Consider the following 22,899-nt stretch of genomic DNA (forward strand, 5'->3'; position numbering starts at 1 on the left):
AGAGGGTTTTAGGGTTAGAGAGTCAGAGTGTTTGAGTATTTACGGATATGCTATCAACTAAAAACCATCAACCAAAAACTATAAACTATAAACTATAAACCATTAAGCCTTGTATTTTTTAATAAATTGCGTGGGAGTCATTCCGGAAGTTTTTCGGAATACTCTCACAAAATAAGAATATTCTTCATACCCCAATCGAAAAGCAATTTCTACAAGACTTTCATCAAGATACATCAACATTCTTTTGGCTTCCAGCACTACTCTTTCCGTAATCACATCGGTTGCGGTTTTCTGAACAACCGTTTGCATAATTCGATTTAAATGTTTGGATGAAATATTCATTAATGACGCATAGAAAGTGATGCTTTTTTCTTTTGTAAAATATAGTTCAACCAACGTTTCGAACTCCTGATAATGCTTAAAATAAGAAAGACTTGCCGATGAAGCCAAGTGGTCAAAATCTCTGGAAAACTGCCTTGTAGATTTAATGAAAATATTAGACATCAACGAAAGCATCAGTCCGTTTTTCATGATATCTTGGGCATGATATTCCTTTTCCAACTCTTGAAATAAGGTTAAATTTTCATTTAATTCCAATTCATTTAACTGAAGTTTTCGGGGAAAATTAACTGATCCGAAGAAAGGAAAATTGCGAAGTTTTTGGTTCACATAATGAAGTTCGTAAAAATCCTGAAGACAAAAGAAAAGATAACCTTCAATATCATTAGAAAGTTCCCAACTGTGAATCTGCCCCGGCGACATAAAAAATAAACTTCCGGCTTCTACCGTATATTTTTGAAAATCAATCTCATGAACTCCACTTCCTTTCGTAAATAAAATCGTAGCGTAAAAGTCGTGTCGATGCGCTTTTTCGAGATGCCGATGGCCTACAATCAAGTGATTCTGCACTGTACTAAAATAGAAATCAGAAGTATTCTTTCCCTTCTGAAACAAGTCTATATTAAGTACCGAAATAGAATCCAATGCAGTTATTATTTTAATCAAATGTAGGTATAAAAATAAGGATTAACAATCGTTGCCGTCTATATTTTACATTAAAATTAGGTTACCTGATAATTAACTTTAAAAGTACCCGTTATGCATTATGAATACAAAGAAATAAGTTGTTAATTCGGATTGAACTGGATATTGAAATTCTTTAAATAATCCTCTATTGGCTCCATTCCTATTTCTTTTCTTCTTTCGTTCACCGTTTCAGGATTTTCTAATTTATACAATTTACCATTTTCTATTTGTGAACCATATATTTGAGGTTTCCCTTCGTCCATTAACATCCTATCTTTCATCAATGCGTATTGTGATTTAGATAAGTCTCCGTTTTCAACTGCTTTCTCTATTTGCGGAAAATACTTTTTTCTGATTTCTTTAGTACTATGTTGCAGCCCCAACCAGATTGCATCCATTTGTCTTTGATCTACCTCCTTTAGTGTTGGCATACCACACTTTTCAATAATACTAATCACCAATTCTTGATTCCTATGGTCTTCTTTAGCGTATTTGATGAGTTCATTTGATTTTCTAATCCTTTGGTCACTTTCTAAAACTTCGCTCAAGATTTGACGTTTTTTGCTACAATCTACTTCAATAATATCTACTGAACCTACATAAACAAATTTATCCTTATTCATATAAAGGAATATTGATATCATTAAAACAAGAGCGGCTAATATGCTAAATACTATTTTTTTTATTTTCATGTCTATTTTGGGGTCATATTCTAAAATAGATTGACCATTTTTGGTTAAAAGTTAATTGTAAAAATAGGAATTATTTTTAAGTGTCGGAATAAAATATGTTAAAGATGAACAGTATTATCCAAACAGAGGTTTTTGCGCACCACCGCTTATGCAAAAATATTTAATGATTCAAAACAAGAGTTTTAGCAAAGATTACAACTCTTACAATTGTTCAATTTATTAATAATAACTATTTAAACAAAAAATCAACAATCTAAAATCAAGCATATTTTAAAATGCACAATGTGTTTTAAATGTATTTTTCTTTATCAGACTATGGAATGAAACAGATTCAAATTAATGGTAAACCAAGATGATCAGGCAATAAATCATGATAATCAAATGCATATATTTTCCTCAAAACTTAAAAAAGTTTTATCTTTGAACTTTAGGATTTTAAAAATGAAGATAAATTTACCTGATAAATTATATTATTCTATAGGAGAAGTTGCCAAAGCATTCGATGTAAACACTTCATTAATAAGATATTGGGAACAAGAATTCCCTATTATCAAGCCTAAAAAAAACAAAAAAGGGAACCGATATTTCACGCCCGAAGATATTAAAAACCTACAAATCATCTATCATTTGGTGAAAGAGAAAGGCTACACCTTAGACGGCGCCCGTATTGCTCTTACGACCAACAGCAAAATATCTGAAACGATAACACTTATTGACCGATTAGAATTTGTAAAAGCAGAACTTTTAAAGCTTAAAGATTCTTTATCAGAACCCGACTCTGAGTAAATTGAATACAAAATATACAAAAAGGCATCTTTTTAAGGTGCCTTTTTTTAATTTATTCTAGAAAACATACATTTTAACGTAATTTTAAAATTAATTTTACAAAATTCACTTATCAAAATAAACTAATCATTATCAACCTATTGCATTCGATAATCTTTTATATTTAATTTAACTGAATGAAAAAAAACTATTACCAGAAAATGGCATTCATGGGGATGTTACTCCTTATCTTTTTTGTCTTTCAAAAATTTACAAGCAAAGGCAGAGAAGACTTTTCTGATATTAAATTTATTACGAAAAGTGCTTCACATATTGCCTTATCAGAATTTAATCCGAATGATTTAGATCAAAAACAATGGGAAAATCTAGGATTTTCTGATAAGCAAATTGCAACCATTTTAAATTATAAGAAAGTGGTTGGCGGACAGTTTATTTCCAAAGAACAATTCAAAAAATGTTTTGCCGTTTCCGCAGAGAAATTTTCCGAATTGGAATCTTATATTATTTTACCCGAAACCAATAAAGAAGCAAAATCGGATCATTTTAAAAATTTTGAAAGGAAGACGATCAATATTTCTGCAAAATTTAACCCAGACCACTATTCTGTAAATGATTGGATAAAATTAGGTTTCAGCGAAAAACAGTCGGAAGCTATTTTAAAGTATAAAAACTATTTGGGTGGAAGTTTTGTAAGTAAAGAAAAATTTAAAGAATGTTTTATTATTAATGATGAAAATTACAGCAAATTAGCACCTTATCTTATTCTTCCGGAGAAAACACCTGAAAATTTCAGAGGTTTTGCTAAAAATTTCAATTCAGAAAAAAGTAAAATCAATTACAGCAATTTTGACCCTAATATTTTAGATATTCAAGGTTGGAAAAAACTGGGTTTTTCAGAAGGTCAGGCTAAAGTGATTGTAAATTACAGAGATCGAAATTTGAAAGGAAGCTTTAAAAATGTAGAAGATATCCAGAAGTGTTTTGTGATTTCGGAAGAAAAATTTAATGAATTAAAATCTTATATAAAGCTTAATTCAGCTACAATTGCTAAGAATACAGAATCAGCTCCGAAAGCAGAAATTAAACAGGAAAAAACAGACTTTTCTAAAATCGATTTAAACAAAATTACGTTCAAGCAACTTTTAGAATTTGGCTTAGATGAAAAAGCCGCTGGTTCCATGCTTGGTTTCAGAAAAAAACTCGGCGGATTTGCCACAAAAGAACAAATTTTGACAACTTATAATATTGATAAAGAATTGGTTCAGAAATTAATTTCAATTTGTCAATTAAACACTTCTGAAGTCGAAAAATACACGTTGGTTGATGCTCCTGAAGAATGGCTGAAAAATCATCCGTATTTTAAATATTCTGCCGATAAAATCATTTTCTATCGCACCAGTTATCCCGATGATAAGAAAATTTGGAAGTTTTTGAAACTCAAGCCTGAATACGAAACGAGAATGCGACTTTATGTTAAATAATATATTGGTAAAAGTTTCGGCTCCGCAAAGCGGAGCCGAAACTTTTTTATTTCAAAAATGAAGACAATCATTATTCAAATGTTTTGCTAGAACTTTCCAAGCTTTTATTTAAAACTGAAAATTCATCTTCTGTAAGATCTCTCCATTTTCCAATTGGAAGATCTAATTTTATGTTCATAATACGAACTCTCTTTAATTTTTTCACGTCATAGCCAAGATGTTCGCACATTCTGCGGATTTGTCGGTTCAGTCCTTGGGTAAGAACAATTCTGAAATTCATTTCATCAATTTTTTCTACCTCACATTTTCTTGTAACCGTATCCAAAATGGGAACTCCATTTCTCATCTTGTCAAGAAATTTTGGTGTAATGGGCTTATCCACTCGTACCAAATATTCTTTTTCGTGGTTATTCTTTGCTCTTAGAATTTTATTAACGATATCTCCATCGCTGGTTAAAAGAATTAAACCTTCACTAGGCTTATCCAGTCTTCCGATCGGGAAAATTCTTTTTGGATGATTGATGTAATCGACAATATTATTTTTTTCACGTTTAGAATCTGTGGTACAAACAATTCCAACAGGTTTATTGAACGCAATATAAACATGCTTTTCCTGAGGTTCACGGATGGGTTTTCCGTCAACTTCTACCACATCTTCATCAGAAACTTTTGTTCCCAACTCAGGAATTTGTCCATTGATTTTTATCCTTCCTTCTTCCAAAAGTTTATCTGCGGCTCTTCGTGAGCAGTATCCAACTTCTGATAAATATTTATTAATACGTGTTTTTTCCATTAATCTTCTCCGTAACCTGTATAATTTTTATTGCTGAAAATTGTAATTCCGTAGCTTAAACCAACATATTTAGCGTTAGAACTTCCCAATTTATGTCCTTCAAAAAAGATTCCTCCTTCCTGGCTCAATCTTTTAGAATAAGAAACCTGTATTCCCAATCTACCGCCCCAAAATTCTGAATTATTAACTACCGCATTATTCAATTGTTTTCCATAATTCAAATCAATATAAAACGGGCGGTCTCCCGGTTCAAAGACAATTTTAGGCTGAATAACCCAATAAATTAAATGGAAATTATCCTGCATAAAACTATATCGAAAACCAGTTCCAATTGCAAAGTTAGGAAGAAAATTGTAACCACCAATTGCAGTAATTCCATACGTTAATTTACGCGGAATTTCCTGTTGAACATATTGAGAATTATAATCTGTATTTCTTTCTTTTTTCAAATTGAGACCAACATTCACCGAAGGATTAAAATAAAACCCCATCGATTGCTTTTTAGTCTCTGTATTTTGTGAAAAAACCAGCATTGAGCTGGATAAAGTAAGTAATAAAAATAGATTTTTTATCATATCGTATTTTCAAATCTGAACTCGTTTTCTAAAAAATCAGATGTTGCATCTTCAATTTTATAATCACCAATTTTTGTTCTCCTCAATTGAGTAAGATAAGCTCCAACACCTAATTCGTGCCCGATATCATGAGCTAAACTACGGATATAAGTACCTTTAGAGCATCCCACCGTAAAACTTACCAACGGAAAATTAATTTCGACATCTTTAATATAAAGAATAGTTGTTTTTCTGGATTTCATTTCAACCTCTTCACCAGCTCTTGCCAGATTATAAGCTCTTTGTCCATCAATTTTAATCGCTGAAAATACAGGTGGCTTCTGATCGATTTCACCAATGAATTTTTCTAAAGCAGTATTTACCGCTTCTTCGGTGATATGAGCAATATCCTGATGAAGAATTTCAGGTTTTTCGGTGTCGTAAGATTCTGTCTGAACTCCAATTTTTATTTCGGTCCAGTATTCTTTTGGAGCATCCTGTATTTCTGGGATTTTCTTGGTAAATTTTCCGCAGCAAACAATAAGAAGCCCGGTTGCACGTGGATCTAACGTTCCCGCATGACCAATTTTGAATTTTTTAGGTAAATTAAACTCTCTTTTGAGTTTGTATTTCATTTTATTGACTGCCTGAAATGAAGTCCAATCCAAAGGTTTGTCTAATAAAAAAATGTGTCCTGATTGTAAATCTTCAGCTGTCATTAATTATAAGGAAAAATTGTTGTTAGTTGATGGTTTTTAGTTATTAGTTTATTTAAAGAAATAAAAATAAATCAACAAAGCTAATCCAACGAAAATACGATACCAACCCCAAGGTTTGAAACCATATTTATTCAATACACCGATGAAAGCTTTAATGGCAATTAAAGCAACTATAAACGCCACCACATTTCCTACAATAAAAATCATAATGTGATCTTGTGAAGCCAAAATCATTTCATATCCTTTTTGCGGATTCGGAGTTTCTTTCCCCCAAGTTTTCACAAAAACTGAATAGACAGTAACCGCCAACATCGTAGGAACTGCCAAAAAGAAAGAGAATTCAGCGGCAGCTTTTCTTGTTAATCCCTGAGCCATACCACCGATGATAGAAGCCGCACTTCTACTCGTTCCCGGCATCATCGCAAGACATTGCCAAAAACCAATGGTTACGGCATTTTTTATTGTAATTCCTTTTTCGTCGTCGATTTTTGGATTTCTAAACCATTTATCAGCAAACAAAAGAACGACTCCACCCAATACCAAAACGGATGAAATAGCAATTTGATTTCCTAAAACAGCTTCAATCTTATCATCAAATAAATAGCCCAAAACCAATGCAGGAACTACCGCAAAAGCCAGCTTAAAATAAAACTGTAAATTATTCAGATCGAAGAATTTTTTCCAATAAGCCACAACAACTGATAAAATAGCTCCAAATTGAATGGAAACCTGAAACATTTTTAAAAATTCGGTTTCTTCAAGCCCCATTAGATTGGCTGTGAAACCCATGTGTGCAGTGGAAGAAATAGGAAGATACTCTGTAAGACCTTCTATAATGGCAATGATGATTGCATTGATTAAATCCATAATTTATCTAAAATTAAAAGATTAAGAAATTGAGAAATTTAGAACACCCTGCCCAAATCTCTGAATTTCTTAATCTTTAAATAAAAATTTATTTTCTATTTTCTTTTTAAAATCGCGTATACTTCGATGGCAAAACCGATGACCACAAATAGCGGTGCAATTCTGATTCTGCGAATGGAAAAAATATCTTCATTCCACGAATGTGGATCAAATTTTCCGTCTATCGTATTGGCATCAGCACCCATCATCAGAAGAAAACCGACAACGATAAATGCTAAACCAATCAGCATCCATTTGAAGTTTTGCTGTCCGAAATAAAAAGTGTTTTCCTGTGGCGTTTCAGCAGTTTCTTTACCGAAGCTTTCTGCGGAAAATTTATTTGTTTTTTTGCTCATTTTATTAAGAGTAATATAAATCGTCTACACTTGATCTTAAGAATCTCCAAGTTGCAATAACTGTACTTAAAACCGTAATAAAAATACCCACACCAAGGACTAAAATTACCAACCAGAAGTATTGATTAGTATCCTGAACGAAGGCAGAACCAATCTGGCTTGTGAAATAATACCAAACCCCGAACAATGCCAAAAGCCCGATTACAGAACCGATAGCTCCTAAAACAATAGCTTCGATTATGAATGGTTTTAAGATAAATCTTCTCTTCGCACCTACCAACTGCATGGTTTTAATGATAAATCTTTTGGAGAATATTTTCAGACGGATAGAATTGTTAATCAACACAACCGCCAAGATCAAGAACAAGATAGAGAAGCCTAAGATCCATTTTAAAATTCTGCTTAAGTTATTGTAAACGTCTACCATTAAAGTACTGTCGTTCTTCACTTCCAGAATTCCCGGAACGGCTTTGATCACTTTAATCGCACCGTCAATTTTTGCAGGATCTACATATTCCGGCTTTAAAGCAACTTCTATAGATGATGGGAAAATGTTTTCTTCGAAAAGTGCATCGGTATCAATTCCCATACTTTTTTTAGCTTCCTTAGATGCCACTTCTCTGGAAATATAAGTCGCTTTTTTTACGGGAGCCAACGTCTGTACTTCTTTCAGAACTTCAGCTTCCATTTTTGCAATTTTTACAGAATCTTTAGCATCATAATTTTCATCAAAATAAGCATTTACTACAAGCTGTTCTTTGATATAGTCGGAATATTTCTGAGCATTAATTAAAATAAGCCCCATTAATCCTAACAAAAATAACACTAAGGCAATACTTATTACCACTGTAATATTGCTGGAACGAAGCCTTTTCTTATTAAATTCATCTACAGATTTAGCCATTAATATTAAAATTTTTGGCTAAAATAGAAAAAATCTTCCGAAATTTGGGAACGAAAAAGAGAAAATCACTGTTAATAAAATCATAAAAAACATTGAGTGTAAAAGCAAAAAAGCATCTTGGTCAACACTTTTTGACGGATGAAAACATCGCAAGAAAAATCGTAGAAGGTCTTAGTTTTGAAGGCTATAATAACGTTATGGAAGTAGGCCCCGGAATGGGAGTTCTTACCAAATATTTACTGGAAAAAGATCAAACGACTTACCTTGCAGAGATTGATACGGAATCTATCGAATACCTGAAAAACAACTATCCTAAAATTACAGAAAATACTTTTGTAGGAGATTTTCTGAAACAGGATTTTGCATTTATAGGAGACGAACAAATTGCCATCATAGGGAACTTTCCTTATAATATTTCTTCGCAAATTTTATTTCAGATCATCGATCATTATGAATTGATTCCTGAAATGGTAGGAATGTTTCAAAAGGAAGTTGCAGAAAGAACAGCCGCGGTTCCGAGAACAAAGGATTATGGAATTTTGTCTGTTTTAATTCAGGCTTATTACGATACTTCTTATATGTTTACAGTGCATGAAAACGTGTTTAATCCGCCACCGAAAGTAAAATCTGGAGTTATCCGATTAACAAGAAATCCAAAAGAAGGTTTAGCCGGAAACGAAATATTATTTAAGCAAATTGTAAAAACGGGATTCAATCAAAGAAGAAAAAAACTGTCGAATGCTTTAAAACCATTAAATATTCCTGAAGCTTTAAAAACTCATGAATTTATGGATAAAAGAGCAGAAGAATTGAGCGTTGCAGATTTCATCGCCTTTACTCAACTTTGGAAAGAAAATCAATAATTTCTTTTGATGTAAAGATTGAATTGATGTAGGAATTCAAAAATTTCATCAAATAAAAAAAGCCTTTCAAAATAAATCTGAAAGGCTTTTTTGTTGCATTATCTGTTACAAATTATTCTCTGTTTTTCAGCAAGATCCATCCTGCTCTTTCCATTTTCGCTTTTGATTTATCATAGTCGAAATTGAATTTGTACCAGTATGTACCTGTCGGCAATCTCTTACCGCCTACTGTTCCGTTCCAGATTGGGGTTTCTTTAGAGAATTTAAACATCTCAACACCATATCTGTCATAAATAGAACCTACAAAGTTTTTGTATTTCGTAAGCGTTGTAAGGTCTAACACATCATTTACACCATCTTCGTTCGGAGTAATAATATTGTTGATCTTTAATGTAAAGAAATCAATCGTTCCCATACAAGAAGTTCCTTTTACTCTTACAAAAATTGTATAGTTTGTATTATCTAAAAGGCCTGAGAATACGTTAGATTCCTGCCAAGTAATTCCGTTATCAACTGAATATTCCAACACACCCGTAATATTATTAATCGGTGGATTTTCAGCTGTTAAAGTTAAATTATGATCGTTGTCATAGCTTATATAAGTAAAGTACGGAATTGGTGCTGCCATTACTTTAGCTTCAAAGATTTTCTTACAGAAACCATTATCGATTTCTACCGTGTACACTCCCCATTGATTTACCTCAATTGTTGGTGTAGTTGCACCTGTACTCCATAGATATTTATATTTAGGATTCGCTCCGGCATCTAATGTTACTCTGTCACCTAAACATACTTGCACATCTCTTAAAGGACTTGTAAGCTCATCGGTAACTTCTACTGTAATAATTGCAGGATTTAAAGATCTACATCCTTTTGGCCCTATCGCATATACTTTGAATGTTGTTGTTTGATTTAAAGTTACCGTTTGAGTATCACCTGTACCCGGGAAGTTTTCCCATAGATAAGTTGCACCTCCTGTTGCTTTTAGATTTACAGATTCTCCCGGACAAACTTTAACTCTGTTTGAACTTACCTGAGCTGTTGGCGCGGGCTCTTTTGCTAGGGTTAATTCGATCAGCTTACTACAGAAAAGTCCGTTTGAAACTACGGTATATAAAATCTGACCGTCAGTTCCATTATAATTTAAAATATTGGTAATGTAATTTCCATTTTGCGCCAAAGCATCTGCTTGATTTTCATAGAAAAAGAAAACAGCACCCGGCGTTGGACTTATTAAAGGAATTGCCTGTGTTAAATCATAAGTCGTAATATCAGGCGTTGTACAAAGCAGTAACGTTGCATCTTGTGCCAATGGAGTAAACCCTCCGATTACCTTAATAGATGCTTTACCCGGACAAGGGTTTCCAGGAACTGAAACTTCGATTTCGTAATCTCCCGGTGTAACTACCGTAATTGAGTTAGAAGTTGCTCCAGGCAATGCTACACCGTCTCTATACCACTGATATAATAAATTAGGATCACTTACAGAAGCCGTAATCACCTGTGGAATATTATCACAAACATTTACCGAAGGAGGTAACGTAGCACCACTTGGGTCTAATAATTCAACACCAATGTTGAAAGATCCTCCTTCAAGGAAAACAGCTGAATCATAACTTCTATCCGTAGCATCTGCAATTACCATTTTAAAATGATAAGACTGCCCCGGTACTACTGTTGCAGTAGCAGTAAGAGGTATTGTACGACCGCTGAAGTTGGTTTCTATATTTGCGTTATTATATCCTGCGAAAAAAGTTGGATTCACAGCACCGCAATACAGGTTACTTCCGTTATATTGAGTATCAGGTCTGATGTTTGTTACACTCACAGGTCCCGCTCCACTAGGAAGAACCGCCATATTAATATAAGGACCGCCCGAAGAAGGTCTTAGCAATAAAGCAAATGCATCAGAAAAACTACAAGGGAAAGTACCCGTATATTCTTCAGAGGCAAAAAGATAATTAAATTTAACCTGAGAAGAGGTCGGTATAAAATCGAACTCTAAGATTGCCGCATCCTGCAAAGAAACTGAAGGATTGGTAGCAGCCACCAAATCAGGATCACTTGGAGTTCCTAAATTGAATCCCAAAGTACTGATAGGCGTATCATAATCTATATAAGAGTTTCCTGCTTCACTCGCCTTCCCCGTCATTAGAATAATTCCATCTTTAAACGGAAAAGCCGTTGTCGCTCTGTTAAAATATCCCCAAGCTCTGTTAGGATTACTCGCCGCCAATCCAGGGTTAACCACCACATTCGACACACTTGGAGTCACACAAGAGTTGGTACCCGAAGATATCAATACGTCTTTTACCAATTGAGTAATGGTATAAGCCGATTCTGCGTAACTCGGTGCATTTACATCTATAAAAGCGCCTGCTTTTTTATCTAGATTTCTGGGTTTAGTGTTAACTTTTCTGGGGGGAGCATTTTGTGAAAAAAGGAAATTTGATGAAACTAAAAATAATAAAAACGGTAGATATCTTCTCATAATACTTTTGTTTCAACAAATTTAATTTTTTTTTAAATATACCACATAGATATTTAACTTTTTTTATCATAAAAAACAAAAGTCTCTCAATTATGAAAGACTTTTAGATTATATGATTTTTATTATTAAATTTTCTTTAATTTCTATTTTTCAGCAATATCCAGCCGGAACGCTGATCTAATTTTTTACTCGCAGGATTCTCCCATTGCACTCTGTACCAATACGTAGCAGTTGGCAACACAAGACCTTTCACGGTACCTCTCCAAACGGTATTTCCTTTCGAAGCTTTGAATATTTCAGCACCATATCTATCGAAAATAGATGCAGAGAAATTATTGTACTTGCTGATTCCTGTAAAATCTACCTCATCATTTACCCCATCGTAGTTTGGCGTGATCGCATTTGCAACCACAAATGTGAAATACTGCAATGTTGTACTACATTTCGCACCAACTACTCTTACCATGAAATTATAATTTGCATTATCCAACACATTATAGAATACATTTGAATTTTGCCAAGTTACTCCTCCATCAATAGAAAATTCTAAAGGCCCTCCCGTTGGGTTTGTTGTTGTAAGAGTAAGAACATGGTTTTCATATCCTACATTGGTAAACTGTGGTAAATCTGGATTTAATAACTGAGCTGAGAATGTTTTGGAACAAACCCCATTGCTGATTGTCACAGAATAAGGGCCAACAACATTTGTAGAAATAGTTTGCGTAGTTGCACCATTACTCCAAAGGTAAGTATAATTCGGGCCTGCTCCAGCATCTAAAATTCCTGTATCTCCAACACATACGTACACATCTTCTAATGTTGAAACAATCGCAGGTACTACTTCAATTTTAATCGTTGTAGGATTAGCCACTTTACAACCGTTTCCACCTAATGCAAATACTTCATATGTTGTTGTCGTTAATGGTGTCACCGTCTGAGTTGGTCCATTTCCTGGTAAACCTATCCATTCATATGTAACACCTCCGGAAGCTGTTAATGTAATTGTTTCTCCGGCACAAATTTTACTTTTTGAAGCTGCTAAAATTGCCACTGGGGGGCCAACAATTACTGTCACTGTGGCAGGCGTTGCAGATACACATCCATTAGCTCCGATCGCAGTTACGGTATAAACTGTTGTTGAAGTTGGTGATACAGTTTGAGTACTTCCCGTTCCCGTAAGACCATTCCCCCAAGTATAAGTGGAACCACCAGAAGCCGTTAAGGTAACAGATTCTCCTGCACAAATTTGTGGAAGTGATGAAACTACCGTTGTTACAGGAGGCGTTGTATCTTTAATTACATTTACACTGATGGTAAATGTACATGTTAAATTTTGTGGCAAAGTAACATTGGTTACCGTTAAAGTATAAGTTCCGCCCTGATTAACAATCGGGGTTAATGTATTTGCTCCTGAAACGATATTTCCTGTCCCAGATGTCGTCCATTGAATTGTAGACCCTGCCGGAATTACAGATGCCGAAGCATTCAATGTAACTTGCGTCGTCGTACATGTAATGGTTTGAGGAGTTGCTACTGACAGATTGGTGGTTGCAGTTCTTATCAATTGTAATGTAACCACATAGTGACAACCTCCGTTTTTCACCAAAACATAAATTGTTTGATTTCCTGCACTCTGATAAGCAGTTGGAGTTGCAATAGTATTCGCATTTCCTGCATTAGCATCAGCCTGAAGCAAATAATAATCAAAAGTAACCCCTGGCGCCGTTGTCATCTGTGGCTGAGCCGAAGTTAAATCATAAGTAATATTTCCCGGTTCATAACATTTAATTAAAGAAGCATTATTCACCGTAATCGGCTGTGAAACATCAATGGTAATGGTTGCAGAAGTTGAAGAAACACAGCCATTTGCCCCCACAGCTGTCACTGTATAAGTAGTTGTTGCTGTTGGTGTCACGGTTTGTGTATTTCCTGTTCCTGTAAGACCGCCTCCCCAATTATAAGTTGCTCCTCCGGAAGCCGTTAAAGTAACAGATTCTCCGGCGCAGATTTGAATTTTAGAAGCTGTAAGCCCCGTCGTAGGCGGTGCGCTGTCTCCTGTTACGGTAATTGATCCAGAAGTAGAGCAAACCGTATTTCCCGGTTGATAGGTATTTGAAATCGTTAAAGTATATGTTCCCGCAGCGTTTATCACGGGGTTCAAAGTGTTTCCACCTGAAACAATATTTCCGCCTGTCGTCGTCCAGTTAAATGTAGAACCTGTAGGATAAGTTGATGCCGAAGCATTTAATGTTATTTGAGAATTCGTACACGTTAAAACGGTTGGCGGCGCGATAGAAACTGTAGATTGTGGCGCTTTAATTAATTGTAACTCTGCAATTTTAGAACAGAAACCATTTTTAACCAAAACATAAATAGTCTGACCTCCCGCACTTCCGAAAGCCGTAGGAACTGCAATATTACTTGCGTTTCCAGCCACAGCATCTGCCTGATTTACATAATACGTAAAAGTAGCCCCCGGCGTCGTACTTATAGATGACTGAGCCGATGTTAAATTAAAGGATGCGTTACCCGGCACATAGCAGGCGGTTAATGTAGAATTTTGTACCGTGGGCGAAGTTCCTCCCACAACTGTTACACTAGCCGTTCCCGGACATGAATTTCCCGGTAAAAAAACCTGAACGGTATATGTTCCCGGCGCTGTTGCCGTATAACTTGGTCCTGTTTGCCCCGTAATCGGAACGTTATTCAACAACCACTGAAAAGTAGCACCAGAACCTTGAACAGAAGCTGTAAAAGTTTGAGGTGTATTATCACAAACATTAATAGATTGAGGCAATTGAACCCCTGCCGGATCTAACAATTTAACTCCGATATTGAATGAACCCGCTTCCAAAAACACCCCAGAATCATAATTTGAATCCTGATAATCTGCCAAAACCATTTTAAAATGATACGTAACCCCAGGAGTTACTGTTGCTCTGGCTGTTAATGGAATTGTACGTCCGCTGAAATTGGTTTGAATATTTGTTGTATTGTATCCTCCGAAATAAGAAGCATTGGCAGCAGCACAAGCCAACGGAGCACCATTAAACTGAGTATTTGGGTGAATATTGGTTACACTCACAGGCCCTGCCCCACCCGGTAACACTGCAAGATTGGTATAAGCACCTCCTGAAGCAGGTCTCAGCAATAAAGCAAAACCGTCTCCAATCGTACAAGGATAATTACTTTCATATTCTTCAGAAGCAAAAATATATCTGAACGTAACTTCCGTAGAAGTCGGTACAAAATCGAATTCGATATAAGTAGCATCGTGAAGGTCTGAATTACTTACATTTAAAGCAGTCGCTAAATCTGTATCGCCATTAGTTGGCAAACCGTCATTCAGCTGACCAGATTGAAATACATTTCCGGCTTTTCTGGCGTGCCCTGTAGTAAGAATAATCCCTCTATCAAAAGGAAACGCTGTAGTTCCTTTATTAAAAAAGCCCCAGCTTCTACCTTGGTCGCTAACGGATAAATTAGGAGAAACAACAACGTTAGTTACATTTGCCGTGGCACATGTAGAACCTCCGGAAATCAAAACATCTTTTACCAACTGAGTAATACTGTAACTGGATTCTGGATAGTTTGTGGTATTAACGTCTATAAAAGATCCTGCCTTCATTGTAGATGACGTAGCTTTATGAGTACTTCCCGTTTTTCTGTTTTGGGAGAAAGTAAAAGTACTTACAAAGGCCATCAACAAAGTCAAAAATAAACTTCTTGTCCTCCTATTTAACATTTTATATTATTTTAAACAAAAATACTATTTTTTTTAATTAAAATTTAATTCAAAGCAAATTGTATTATTACTAATATATTTTTATTTATTACTGAATATTAATTTTACTTTTACCATAGAAACAAAAAAAGACTAACAATATTGCTAGTCTTTTTAAAATTTTATTTAAAGCTTATTCTATATTTTTCAATAAAATCCAGCCTGTTTTTACTGTCAACAACTTACTTGCAGGATCCTGGAATGTTACCTGATACCAATAAGTAGCTGTAGGAAGGCGTTTCCCTTGGAAGTATCCGTCCCAGTAAGGGGTCATTTTGCTCGCCGTGAAAACTGTTTTTCCGTAACGATCGAAAACAAATCCTTTGAAATCTTTATACTCACTAACTCCTCGGAAATCAATCATATCATTTAAATTATCTCCGTTTGGCGTAATCACATTCTGCATTACAAAGGTGAAATATTCTAAGAATCCTACACAACTTGTGCTCTTCACTCTTACTCGGATAGCAATCACCGTATTTCTTGGAACTCCTGAAAATACATTAGAATTTTGCCAAGTCACTCCGTTATCAACAGAATACTCCAACGGTCCGTTACTTGGATTACTAGCTGTAATCGTCATTACACCATTTTCTTTGTAATCAACCTTAATTATTTCAGGAATAATCGCACGAATTACCTGTGTTGTAAATGTTTTTGAACAAACTCCATTGGTAATTGTCACGCTATAAGTACCCGGAGTACTCACTGTGATGGTTTTAGAAGTATCTCCTGTACTCCAGATATAACTGTAATTAGGGCCTGCACCTGCGTCTAATGTAATTTGATCGCCTTGGCAGATCATTCCGCCTTTTAAATCAGAAACAATAGCAGGAACCACATCAATTGTTAAAGTTGCCGGCGTTGGAGATTTACATCCCTGAGCTCCGATAGCGTATACTGTATAGGTAGTTGTCTGTGTTGGGCTTAATGTTCTCACAGCTCCTGTGTTAGAAGTATCTCCCCATTGGTAAGTTACCCCTCCAGAAGCTGTTAACGTTACAGATTCTCCCACGCAAAGCCTTAATCTATCTGCGTTAAGCTGCGCAATTGGCAAATCTTCTTTATTTAAAGTTAAAGTCACCACTTTGCTACAGAAAGCACCGTTGGAAACCAGAACGTATAAAATTTGTCCGTCTGTACCGTTATAAGCTGCAAGGTTAGCATCTGGGATAAATGTATTATCCTGCGCTGTTGCTCCACCTTGTGTTGTATAAAAACGGAACACTGCTCCGGTAGTAGTACTGATTAAAGGTTTAGCATCATTTAAATTAAATGTACTATTGGTAGGTGTAGAGCACAATTTTAAGTTGGCATTCTGAGCTGTTGGCGTAGTTCCACCTAAAATGGTAATGATAGCAGATGCCGGACAGTTGTTCCCCGGAACCATTACCGACACCTCATAATCACCTGGTGATGTAGCCACATAGGTAGCGCCAGTTGCTCCATTGATTGCAGTTCCTCCCTTAAACCACTGGAAAGTCATTCCCGGCTGGGGAGATACTTGAGCTATTAAAGTTTGTGGTGTATTGTCACACATTTTCAACTCGTTAGGCAAGACAACACCGTTGCCATCAACGATTTTAATTCCGATATCAAAAGAACCCCCTTCGATAAATACAGCAGAATCAAAACTCCAGTCTCTATAGTCGGACAATACCATTTTAAAATGATAAGCTACACCAGGTGTTACATCTCCAACCGCAGTTAAAGGAACTGTTCTTCCATTATAATTTGTCACAATATTAGCCGAATTATATCCATCAAAGTATTGCTCATTCACCGCAGCACAACCTCCAGACCCCGTAATAGCAGGACGGATATTTGTCATTGCAACAGGTCCTGCATTATTTGGCAACACCGCTAAATTTACATAAGGACCTCCAGAAACAGGTCTGATTAACAAAGCAAATGCATCTGAATATTGACAAGGATAATTACTTGTATATTCTTCAGAAGCAAATAGATAATTAAATTTAACCTGATTAGAGTTGGGTACAAAATCAAATTCCAACATTACATTATCATTATAATGATCTGTAGGGCTGTTATTAGGCACTGCTACCAATAAATCGGGATCATCTGTACCTGCTCCAGGGATGGTATAACTGGCACTAGCAGCTACATTTCCGGCTTGTGCTGCTTGCCCTGTTGTTAAAACAATACCGTCTGTAAAAGGAAAGTTTGTAGTTCCTTTATGAAAATATCCCCAAAAACGATTGGCTTCTGAAGCCGCCTGGTTGGGCGTTACAGTTACATTACTTACATCCGGTACAGAACAGGTAGATCCTCCGTTGATCAAGATGTCTTTTACCAATTGTGCCGGCGTATAATTAGAAGGTGCATAACCGGCAGCATTTACATCAATAAAAGCCCCCGCTTTGCTGTTCATGGAATTAACAATGTTTTTTGGTGGCTTTCTCTGAGCAGATAAAGAAGTTGAAACAAACAATAATACTAAGAGAAAAAGGTAGTTTTTTAGTCTATATTTTAACATTTTGTTGTTGTTTGTTCAAAAATACTAATTCTTTTTGATTAAAAACCCATGCTAACCTGTATAATTATCAACGATAACTCAATTTATTTAAATTCTAATCTGATTCTAATTTAGTTCTAATTTTAAAACAAAAAAGACTAATCTACAATTAGCCTTTTTCATAAATATATTATTTACTGTTCTTATAAATTAGTATAAAATTAATCTTTTTTCAGTTCATCAATCATATTCTGAAGCTCCTGAATTTTATCTTTTAAAGATTTAATTTCATTTTTATTAGAATTCACATTACTCTTCAACATTACGGCTTTTGCCCTTTCACTGTGATCTTCATCATCTTCATCTTCGTTAATTTCTTCAATATCCTCCTGAATATCTTCAATATCTTCATTGATCTCTTCAATATCTTCGCTGATTTCCTCAATATCTTCACTGATCTCTTCGATATCTTCCTGAATATCTTCAATATCTTCCTGGATATCTTCTATTTTTTCATGACTTTTATTCACCGACATCTGAATGAAAATCGCCAGATAAATGGCTTCAAGAGAAACCACCGTAGTAAGAATCAACAACATCTTATCAAATTCTACCAAATGAAGCAGTGGCAAAAGAAATGAAACGATAAAAAATAAGGTATGCGCAATTAATGAAGGTATAGAACCAATCCACCAGGTAATTCCGTTGGCAATTTTTTCTAAAATCTCAGTTTTTTCAGTGTCGTTTTTCATTGTGTTTTTATTTTAAAGTAATTCTTTAGTTACGCCTAATCCAAACAATGCAAAATCATATTTTGCAGGATCTTTTTCATCAAATTGTCTAATCACAAGATCCAATTCCTCTACCGTTTTCCAATCGTTCTGTGTTCTTGTAATTAATCCCAGTTTTCTGGAAATATTTCCCGTATGCACATCCAAAGGTATGGATAAATTTTTCTGATCGATACTTTCCCAAATACCAAAATCTACGCCACGTTTGTCTTTACGCACCATCCACCTCAGAAACATGATAATTCTTTTTGTAGATGAATTTTTATAGGGCGAACTTACGTGTTTGTACGTTCTGTGCTTTTCAATTCCAAGAAAATTGGCTCTGAATCGTTCAATAGCATGAGAAAAATTAATTTCCGAATCATTTACTTTAAATAAACTTTCCAGACTTTCATTTTCAGTATAAATTCTATTGAATTGCTTGATAAAATAGGTAAAATCTTCCCCATTAAAAGTTCTGTGAATACTTTTACCCTGAATTTCTGTTAAATCTTTTTCAGAATAATTCATCACAAAATCATAAGGCGAATTTCCCATAATGTCCAGCATTTTTTCAGCCGAATTAATAATTGATTTTCGGTTTCCCCAAGAAATGGTTGCCGCTAAAAAACCTGCAATTTCAATATCCTGCTTCAAAGTAAAACGATGAGGAATCTGTATAGGATCATTTTCTATAAACTCAGGATGATTGTATTGATCTGCCTTTTCATCTAAGAAGATTTTTAATTCTTCAAACTTCAACATAAATTTTTAAATTTTCACAGGCTCCAGCGCCTTCGGTAAAAAAGTATTCGGGAAAATCTGTCTCGCTTCATCGGTAAACACCGTAAGATCACCATAACGGTTTGAGAAATGTCCTAAAATCAATTTCCCAACTTGTGCTTTCTGAGCGATTGTTGCCGCTTCCAATGCCGTCGTATGCCCCGTATAGTCTGCCATTTCCTTTAAGTCATGTAAAAAAGTAGACTCGTGATATAAAACCGTTACATTTTTAATAATCGGAATTACGCTTTCCAAATATCTTGTATCACTGCAAAATGCATAAGAAACCGGCGGCGCAGGATCGATGGTAAGAACTTCGTTTTTCAGTACATAACCATCGCTCAATACAAAATCTTTTCCGGCCTTTATATTATGGTAATCGCAAGATTCTATTTCGCTGTATTTGGCAATTTCCTTCATATTCAGATGTCTGTCTTTCGGTTTTTCTTTAAATAAATAACCATTACAGTAAATCCTGTGATCCAAAGGAATTGTATACACTTCTACTCTATTGTCTTCGTAAATTTTCTCGGAATAATCTTTATCCAATTCATGATAAACAACTTCAAAACCACGATGCGTTTCCGTAATCGTAAAAATGGTTTCCAGCATTTTTTTTATTCCTTTTGGCCCATAAACATGCAGCGGAGTTTCCCTTCCCAATAATCGGAAAGACGCAATAAGCCCCGGCAAACCGAAACAATGATCGCCATGAAGATGTGAAATAAAAATATGATTGATCTTCGAAAATTTTGCCTTTGCTTTTCTCAACTGCACCTGAGTTCCTTCGCCACAGTCTATCAGAAAAGACCTTTCTTCCATTTCCAAAAACTGCGCAGTGGGAGAAGAATTGATCGTAGGAATCGCTGAGTTAAAGCCTAATATCGTTAAATAAGTACTCAAATTAATTGTTTATTATTAAGACAAATGTACGACAGAAAATCTACATTTTCTTTTGTCTTGAAACAAAAGAAACAAAAATTCAAGACTTAGGAAGCTCCGACTAGAAATTTAAATTGAATCCTAAAATCCCCAAAACTCGCACGAATTCATAATTTGTTCTTCGGTTCATCATTTACCTCGTGCTCAAACAGTGGGAATTTTTTAACGGATTAAATCTAAATTTTCTTAACGCCTCCACTTCCTAGGTCGACATTGAGTGTAATCTCAATCTAAAAAATTATTCTGTCACTTTCAGGAAATCCAAAAATAGATCCAAAGCCTTTTTTCTGTGGCTTATTTTATTTTTATCTTCCGGTTCCATTTGTGCAAAAGTCATTTCATAACCTTCTGGAACAAAAATAGGATCATAACCAAATCCTTTAAACCCTTTATTCTCAGTTAATAAATTTCCGTGAGCTCTGCCATCAAAATATTTAGCCCCGTTTTCGTCGTAATAACATAAAACTGTGATGAAATAGGCTTTTCTGTTTTCAACACCTTCCATTTCGCTTAATACCTTTTCGATATTTTTAGCAAAATCGTGATCGCCAGCATAACGGGCAGAAAAAATTCCGGGTCTTCCGTCTAAAGATTCAATTACCAAACCGCTGTCGTCGCCCAAACTTGGAATTCCTGTTTTCTCAAAGCAATATTTAGCTTTAATTAGAGCATTTGCATTAAAAGAATCGCCATCTTCTACAATTTCCTCATGAATATCATAATCTGTAAGGCTTTTTACGACAAATTCATTTCCTAAAATCTGCTGAATCTCTTCTTTTTTATGTTCGTTGTGTGTGGCAACTAATAATTCCATATCCAATTTCATTTATTTAAATTCTATTTTTTTGTTTTAAACACTAAAAGCACAAATAATTTTCACGAATAACACCAACATTATTTGTGAAACTAGTGCTTAAAAATTTGTGTAATTTGTGTTTAAAATTAAATCTCAGTATAATGCACTTTATTTTTTCTCGTAAAAAGATAAAAAAACAAGGCAAAAAGTACAATTCCAATGGCTAAAATCATCCATTCAGGAACTTTAAAAGCATCAGCAAAACTTTCGGTTTTCGTATACGTAATTAATAATGTGGAGCATAAATTATTGAACCCATGCAGCAACATCGGAAGCAGTAAAGATTTCGTTTTATAATAAACCAATCCCAAAACGCAACCTAATAAAACCGCACCTACCAATTGCCATGGATTGGCGTGTACCACTCCGAAAATTAATGAAGCGTACAAAATGGCTTTCCATGGTTCAACACCTTTATTAATTAATCCTTTCTGAATAATTCCTCTGAAAATAATCTCTTCAAAAATGGGAGCACAAATCACGGCCGTAATAATCATTACTATAGGATCATCTGTCAACTGATCCATCAATTGAGTGAAAAAATCGTAATATTTTCCGAAAAACGGACCTGTTGTAGGAATTTGTGAAGTAATAAATTCTGCAATAAACATCATCCCGATCATCATCGGAAAAATCAATAAATAGGTATAAAAATTGGTAGGCGAAAAATTGAAATTAAGCTTTTTTCCCGTCGTTCTTCGCACAATAAAAAAATCAAAAAAAGCTATTGCAGAAAGAAATCCGGTCGCGTTAGACAGCATAAAAAACCAGTCTTTATACTGAAGATTTTCTTTCATTACAAACATCCAGAATACATTAAAAAAAGAAATCACCATTGTTCCCGCGAACAAGCCTACTAACAAAGTAAGGCCGCCGAGCCATGTAAATGTAAACTTAGGATATTTGCTGTTTTCCATGTTTTTTGATCGATTTTTATTAAAACAAAGATAATTTTTTTGATTGCCTTTAGCAACTAAAAAAAGAAATACTTATTTTCGCCAATTCACCATCTTTTCATCATAAAATAATATGGTAGCACCATTTCCAAGTATAAAATCCGAAACAAGTCCTTTTTTGACATTCCTCTTAAAAGCTACTTTTTTTATTCTTCTATTTTTCGCTTTTGCTTTATTTTTTATTCTTCCGATTTACGGTATTTACAAAAGAGGATTTGACGTTATGCTTTGGCCTTCTGTCATTTCTTTTAGCATTTCTTTTTTAATTTTAATTCCTGCGTTTCATTATTATTTCATTAAAAGAAAAAAACTGGCGAAAGAAATTATCATCAATAAAGACGGAATTTTCCATTACAATTCAGATCAAAGGATTACCGAAAAAATTTTGTATTCAGACCTTTGTTCTTCTGATGAATTATTTGATGTAAAATCTGTGACCACGCGATCATCCGGCATGTACCCTCTTCTTGAAATTTACGTTACATCTGAAAAAAGGAGGTAAGCAAATGAAGCGTTTAGATATGAATTTAACTTTACTGGCAGTAAACAATAAACTTTCTTTATACGCATATTTTTTACAGGGTATTCATACTTTTCGTCCTGATCTCAAGATAAGTCCGACTGTTTTTTCTGATTATTATATTGAAAAAGAAACGTGGACAGTCAATAAAAAAGTGAAGAATAAATCCCTTTTTATCATATTTTCATTGGCGATCATCATTTGTGCAATTATCTTTTGGTTTGTATTTTCATTCACTTAA

General features: G+C 34.8%; 21 protein-coding genes. 5 read left to right on the forward strand and 16 right to left on the reverse strand.

Translation table 11 applies throughout. The features are described from left to right. Nucleotides 1-102 precede the first annotated feature (102 nt). Together ABEG63_RS13475 and ABEG63_RS13480 are read right to left on the reverse strand one after the other, a co-directional pair. Nucleotides 103-1,005 (reverse strand): helix-turn-helix transcriptional regulator, encoded by a 903-nt coding sequence (locus tag ABEG63_RS13475; protein ID WP_346585475.1) that lies wholly within the window; start codon nucleotides 1,003-1,005, stop codon nucleotides 103-105. A gap of 122 nt (nucleotides 1,006-1,127) precedes the next feature. Beyond that, nucleotides 1,128-1,718 (reverse strand): DUF6624 domain-containing protein, encoded by a 591-nt coding sequence (locus tag ABEG63_RS13480; protein ID WP_312398217.1) that lies wholly within the window; start codon nucleotides 1,716-1,718, stop codon nucleotides 1,128-1,130. 441 nt (nucleotides 1,719-2,159) lie between these two features. Between ABEG63_RS13480 and ABEG63_RS13485 the strand changes: the two genes are divergently transcribed. Both ABEG63_RS13485 and ABEG63_RS13490 read left to right on the forward strand, forming a co-directional pair. Then, entirely contained in the window at nucleotides 2,160-2,504 is a 345-nt protein-coding gene (locus tag ABEG63_RS13485) for a MerR family transcriptional regulator (protein WP_267406030.1), read from the forward strand. Nucleotides 2,505-2,680: 176 nt separating this feature from the next. Further along, nucleotides 2,681-3,985 (forward strand): helix-hairpin-helix domain-containing protein, encoded by a 1,305-nt coding sequence (locus tag ABEG63_RS13490; protein ID WP_346585477.1) that lies wholly within the window; start codon nucleotides 2,681-2,683, stop codon nucleotides 3,983-3,985. A gap of 70 nt (nucleotides 3,986-4,055) precedes the next feature. Here the strand turns inward: ABEG63_RS13490 and rluF are convergent, their stop codons facing one another. The 6 genes from rluF to ABEG63_RS13520 all read right to left on the reverse strand — a co-directional run bounded on the left by rluF (nucleotide 4,056) and on the right by ABEG63_RS13520 (nucleotide 8,217). Further along, nucleotides 4,056-4,778 (reverse strand): 23S rRNA pseudouridine(2604) synthase RluF, encoded by a 723-nt coding sequence (gene rluF / locus ABEG63_RS13495; protein WP_346585479.1) that lies wholly within the window; start codon nucleotides 4,776-4,778, stop codon nucleotides 4,056-4,058. Beyond that, complete coding sequence (locus ABEG63_RS13500) at nucleotides 4,778-5,353, reverse strand: hypothetical protein (protein WP_346585481.1); 576 nt, start codon at nucleotides 5,351-5,353, stop codon at nucleotides 4,778-4,780. Before ABEG63_RS13500 ends, rluF begins: the two co-directional genes overlap by 1 nt. Beyond that, nucleotides 5,350-6,051 carry a tRNA pseudouridine(55) synthase TruB gene (gene truB / locus ABEG63_RS13505; protein WP_346585483.1) on the reverse strand — a complete coding sequence of 234 codons (702 nt, stop codon included), beginning with the start codon at nucleotides 6,049-6,051 and terminating at the stop codon, nucleotides 5,350-5,352. The genes ABEG63_RS13500 and truB overlap by 4 nt, the downstream gene beginning before the upstream one ends. A gap of 48 nt (nucleotides 6,052-6,099) precedes the next feature. Then, on the reverse strand, nucleotides 6,100-6,918 hold the full coding sequence (locus tag ABEG63_RS13510) for an undecaprenyl-diphosphate phosphatase (protein WP_346585485.1): 819 nt from the start codon (nucleotides 6,916-6,918) through the stop codon (nucleotides 6,100-6,102). 95 nt (nucleotides 6,919-7,013) lie between these two features. Then, nucleotides 7,014-7,313 (reverse strand): DUF3098 domain-containing protein, encoded by a 300-nt coding sequence (locus ABEG63_RS13515; RefSeq protein ID WP_346585487.1) that lies wholly within the window; start codon nucleotides 7,311-7,313, stop codon nucleotides 7,014-7,016. 4 nt (nucleotides 7,314-7,317) lie between these two features. Beyond that, nucleotides 7,318-8,217: a permease-like cell division protein FtsX gene (locus ABEG63_RS13520; RefSeq protein ID WP_267406016.1), complete on the reverse strand. Its 900-nt coding sequence runs from the start codon at nucleotides 8,215-8,217 to the stop codon at nucleotides 7,318-7,320. Nucleotides 8,218-8,309: 92 nt separating this feature from the next. On the opposite strand from ABEG63_RS13520, the gene rsmA reads away from it, so the two are divergent. Beyond that, on the forward strand, nucleotides 8,310-9,080 hold the full coding sequence (gene rsmA, locus ABEG63_RS13525) for a 16S rRNA (adenine(1518)-N(6)/adenine(1519)-N(6))-dimethyltransferase RsmA (protein ID WP_267406014.1): 771 nt from the start codon (nucleotides 8,310-8,312) through the stop codon (nucleotides 9,078-9,080). Nucleotides 9,081-9,192: 112 nt separating this feature from the next. Here the strand turns inward: rsmA and ABEG63_RS13530 are convergent, their stop codons facing one another. From ABEG63_RS13530 to ABEG63_RS13565, 8 genes are all read right to left on the reverse strand, one after another. Continuing rightward, nucleotides 9,193-11,571 (reverse strand): choice-of-anchor L domain-containing protein, encoded by a 2,379-nt coding sequence (locus tag ABEG63_RS13530; protein ID WP_346585490.1) that lies wholly within the window; start codon nucleotides 11,569-11,571, stop codon nucleotides 9,193-9,195. Nucleotides 11,572-11,707: 136 nt separating this feature from the next. Continuing rightward, nucleotides 11,708-15,316, reverse strand: coding sequence for a choice-of-anchor L domain-containing protein (locus tag ABEG63_RS13535; RefSeq protein ID WP_346585492.1), 3,609 nt, complete (start codon nucleotides 15,314-15,316; stop codon nucleotides 11,708-11,710). Between the two features lie 172 nt (nucleotides 15,317-15,488). Further along, nucleotides 15,489-17,747 carry a choice-of-anchor L domain-containing protein gene (locus ABEG63_RS13540; protein WP_346585494.1) on the reverse strand — a complete coding sequence of 753 codons (2,259 nt, stop codon included), beginning with the start codon at nucleotides 17,745-17,747 and terminating at the stop codon, nucleotides 15,489-15,491. A gap of 305 nt (nucleotides 17,748-18,052) precedes the next feature. Next, entirely contained in the window at nucleotides 18,053-18,583 is a 531-nt protein-coding gene (locus ABEG63_RS13545; RefSeq protein WP_267406006.1) for a DUF1003 domain-containing protein, read from the reverse strand. A gap of 12 nt (nucleotides 18,584-18,595) precedes the next feature. Continuing rightward, nucleotides 18,596-19,363, reverse strand: a complete 768-nt coding sequence (locus ABEG63_RS13550; protein ID WP_346585562.1) for a TIGR02757 family protein — start codon at nucleotides 19,361-19,363, stop codon at nucleotides 18,596-18,598. 9 nt (nucleotides 19,364-19,372) lie between these two features. Then, nucleotides 19,373-20,287 carry a ribonuclease Z gene (locus ABEG63_RS13555; protein ID WP_267406004.1) on the reverse strand — a complete coding sequence of 305 codons (915 nt, stop codon included), beginning with the start codon at nucleotides 20,285-20,287 and terminating at the stop codon, nucleotides 19,373-19,375. Between the two features lie 277 nt (nucleotides 20,288-20,564). Beyond that, nucleotides 20,565-21,146, reverse strand: coding sequence for an RdgB/HAM1 family non-canonical purine NTP pyrophosphatase (gene rdgB, locus ABEG63_RS13560; RefSeq protein ID WP_346585564.1), 582 nt, complete (start codon nucleotides 21,144-21,146; stop codon nucleotides 20,565-20,567). Between the two features lie 122 nt (nucleotides 21,147-21,268). Further along, entirely contained in the window at nucleotides 21,269-22,099 is an 831-nt protein-coding gene (locus ABEG63_RS13565) for a type II CAAX endopeptidase family protein (protein WP_346585499.1), read from the reverse strand. A gap of 112 nt (nucleotides 22,100-22,211) precedes the next feature. On the opposite strand from ABEG63_RS13565, the gene ABEG63_RS13570 reads away from it, so the two are divergent. After that, nucleotides 22,212-22,640, forward strand: a complete 429-nt coding sequence (locus tag ABEG63_RS13570; protein WP_346585501.1) for a hypothetical protein — start codon at nucleotides 22,212-22,214, stop codon at nucleotides 22,638-22,640. A gap of 4 nt (nucleotides 22,641-22,644) precedes the next feature. Beyond that, entirely contained in the window at nucleotides 22,645-22,899 is a 255-nt protein-coding gene (locus ABEG63_RS13575; protein ID WP_346585503.1) for a hypothetical protein, read from the forward strand.

This window comes from Chryseobacterium sp. C39-AII1, assembly GCF_039672645.1.
Taxonomy (GTDB): domain Bacteria; phylum Bacteroidota; class Bacteroidia; order Flavobacteriales; family Weeksellaceae; genus Chryseobacterium.

What these genes read in the sequence shown, in the direction of transcription:
- ABEG63_RS13490 (WP_346585477.1), top strand. Translation starts at nt 2,681, where the DNA reads ATGAAAAAAAACTATTACCAGAAAATGGCATTCATGGGGATGTTACTC.
- ABEG63_RS13480 (WP_312398217.1), bottom strand. Translation starts at nt 1,718, where the DNA reads ATGAAAATAAAAAAAATAGTATTTAGCATATTAGCCGCTCTTGTTTTA.
- ABEG63_RS13545 (WP_267406006.1), bottom strand. Translation starts at nt 18,583, where the DNA reads ATGAAAAACGACACTGAAAAAACTGAGATTTTAGAAAAAATTGCCAAC.
- ABEG63_RS13485 (WP_267406030.1), top strand. Translation starts at nt 2,160, where the DNA reads ATGAAGATAAATTTACCTGATAAATTATATTATTCTATAGGAGAAGTT.
- ABEG63_RS13540 (WP_346585494.1), bottom strand. Translation starts at nt 17,747, where the DNA reads ATGAACAGCAAAGCGGGGGCTTTTATTGATGTAAATGCTGCCGGTTAT.
- ABEG63_RS13570 (WP_346585501.1), top strand. Translation starts at nt 22,212, where the DNA reads ATGGTAGCACCATTTCCAAGTATAAAATCCGAAACAAGTCCTTTTTTG.
- ABEG63_RS13565 (WP_346585499.1), bottom strand. Translation starts at nt 22,099, where the DNA reads ATGGAAAACAGCAAATATCCTAAGTTTACATTTACATGGCTCGGCGGC.
- ABEG63_RS13520 (WP_267406016.1), bottom strand. Translation starts at nt 8,217, where the DNA reads ATGGCTAAATCTGTAGATGAATTTAATAAGAAAAGGCTTCGTTCCAGC.
- ABEG63_RS13510 (WP_346585485.1), bottom strand. Translation starts at nt 6,918, where the DNA reads ATGGATTTAATCAATGCAATCATCATTGCCATTATAGAAGGTCTTACA.
- ABEG63_RS13500 (WP_346585481.1), bottom strand. Translation starts at nt 5,353, where the DNA reads ATGATAAAAAATCTATTTTTATTACTTACTTTATCCAGCTCAATGCTG.
- ABEG63_RS13515 (WP_346585487.1), bottom strand. Translation starts at nt 7,313, where the DNA reads ATGAGCAAAAAAACAAATAAATTTTCCGCAGAAAGCTTCGGTAAAGAA.
- ABEG63_RS13530 (WP_346585490.1), bottom strand. Translation starts at nt 11,571, where the DNA reads ATGAGAAGATATCTACCGTTTTTATTATTTTTAGTTTCATCAAATTTC.
- rluF (WP_346585479.1), bottom strand. Translation starts at nt 4,778, where the DNA reads ATGGAAAAAACACGTATTAATAAATATTTATCAGAAGTTGGATACTGC.
- truB (WP_346585483.1), bottom strand. Translation starts at nt 6,051, where the DNA reads ATGACAGCTGAAGATTTACAATCAGGACACATTTTTTTATTAGACAAA.
- ABEG63_RS13575 (WP_346585503.1), top strand. Translation starts at nt 22,645, where the DNA reads ATGAAGCGTTTAGATATGAATTTAACTTTACTGGCAGTAAACAATAAA.
- ABEG63_RS13535 (WP_346585492.1), bottom strand. Translation starts at nt 15,316, where the DNA reads ATGTTAAATAGGAGGACAAGAAGTTTATTTTTGACTTTGTTGATGGCC.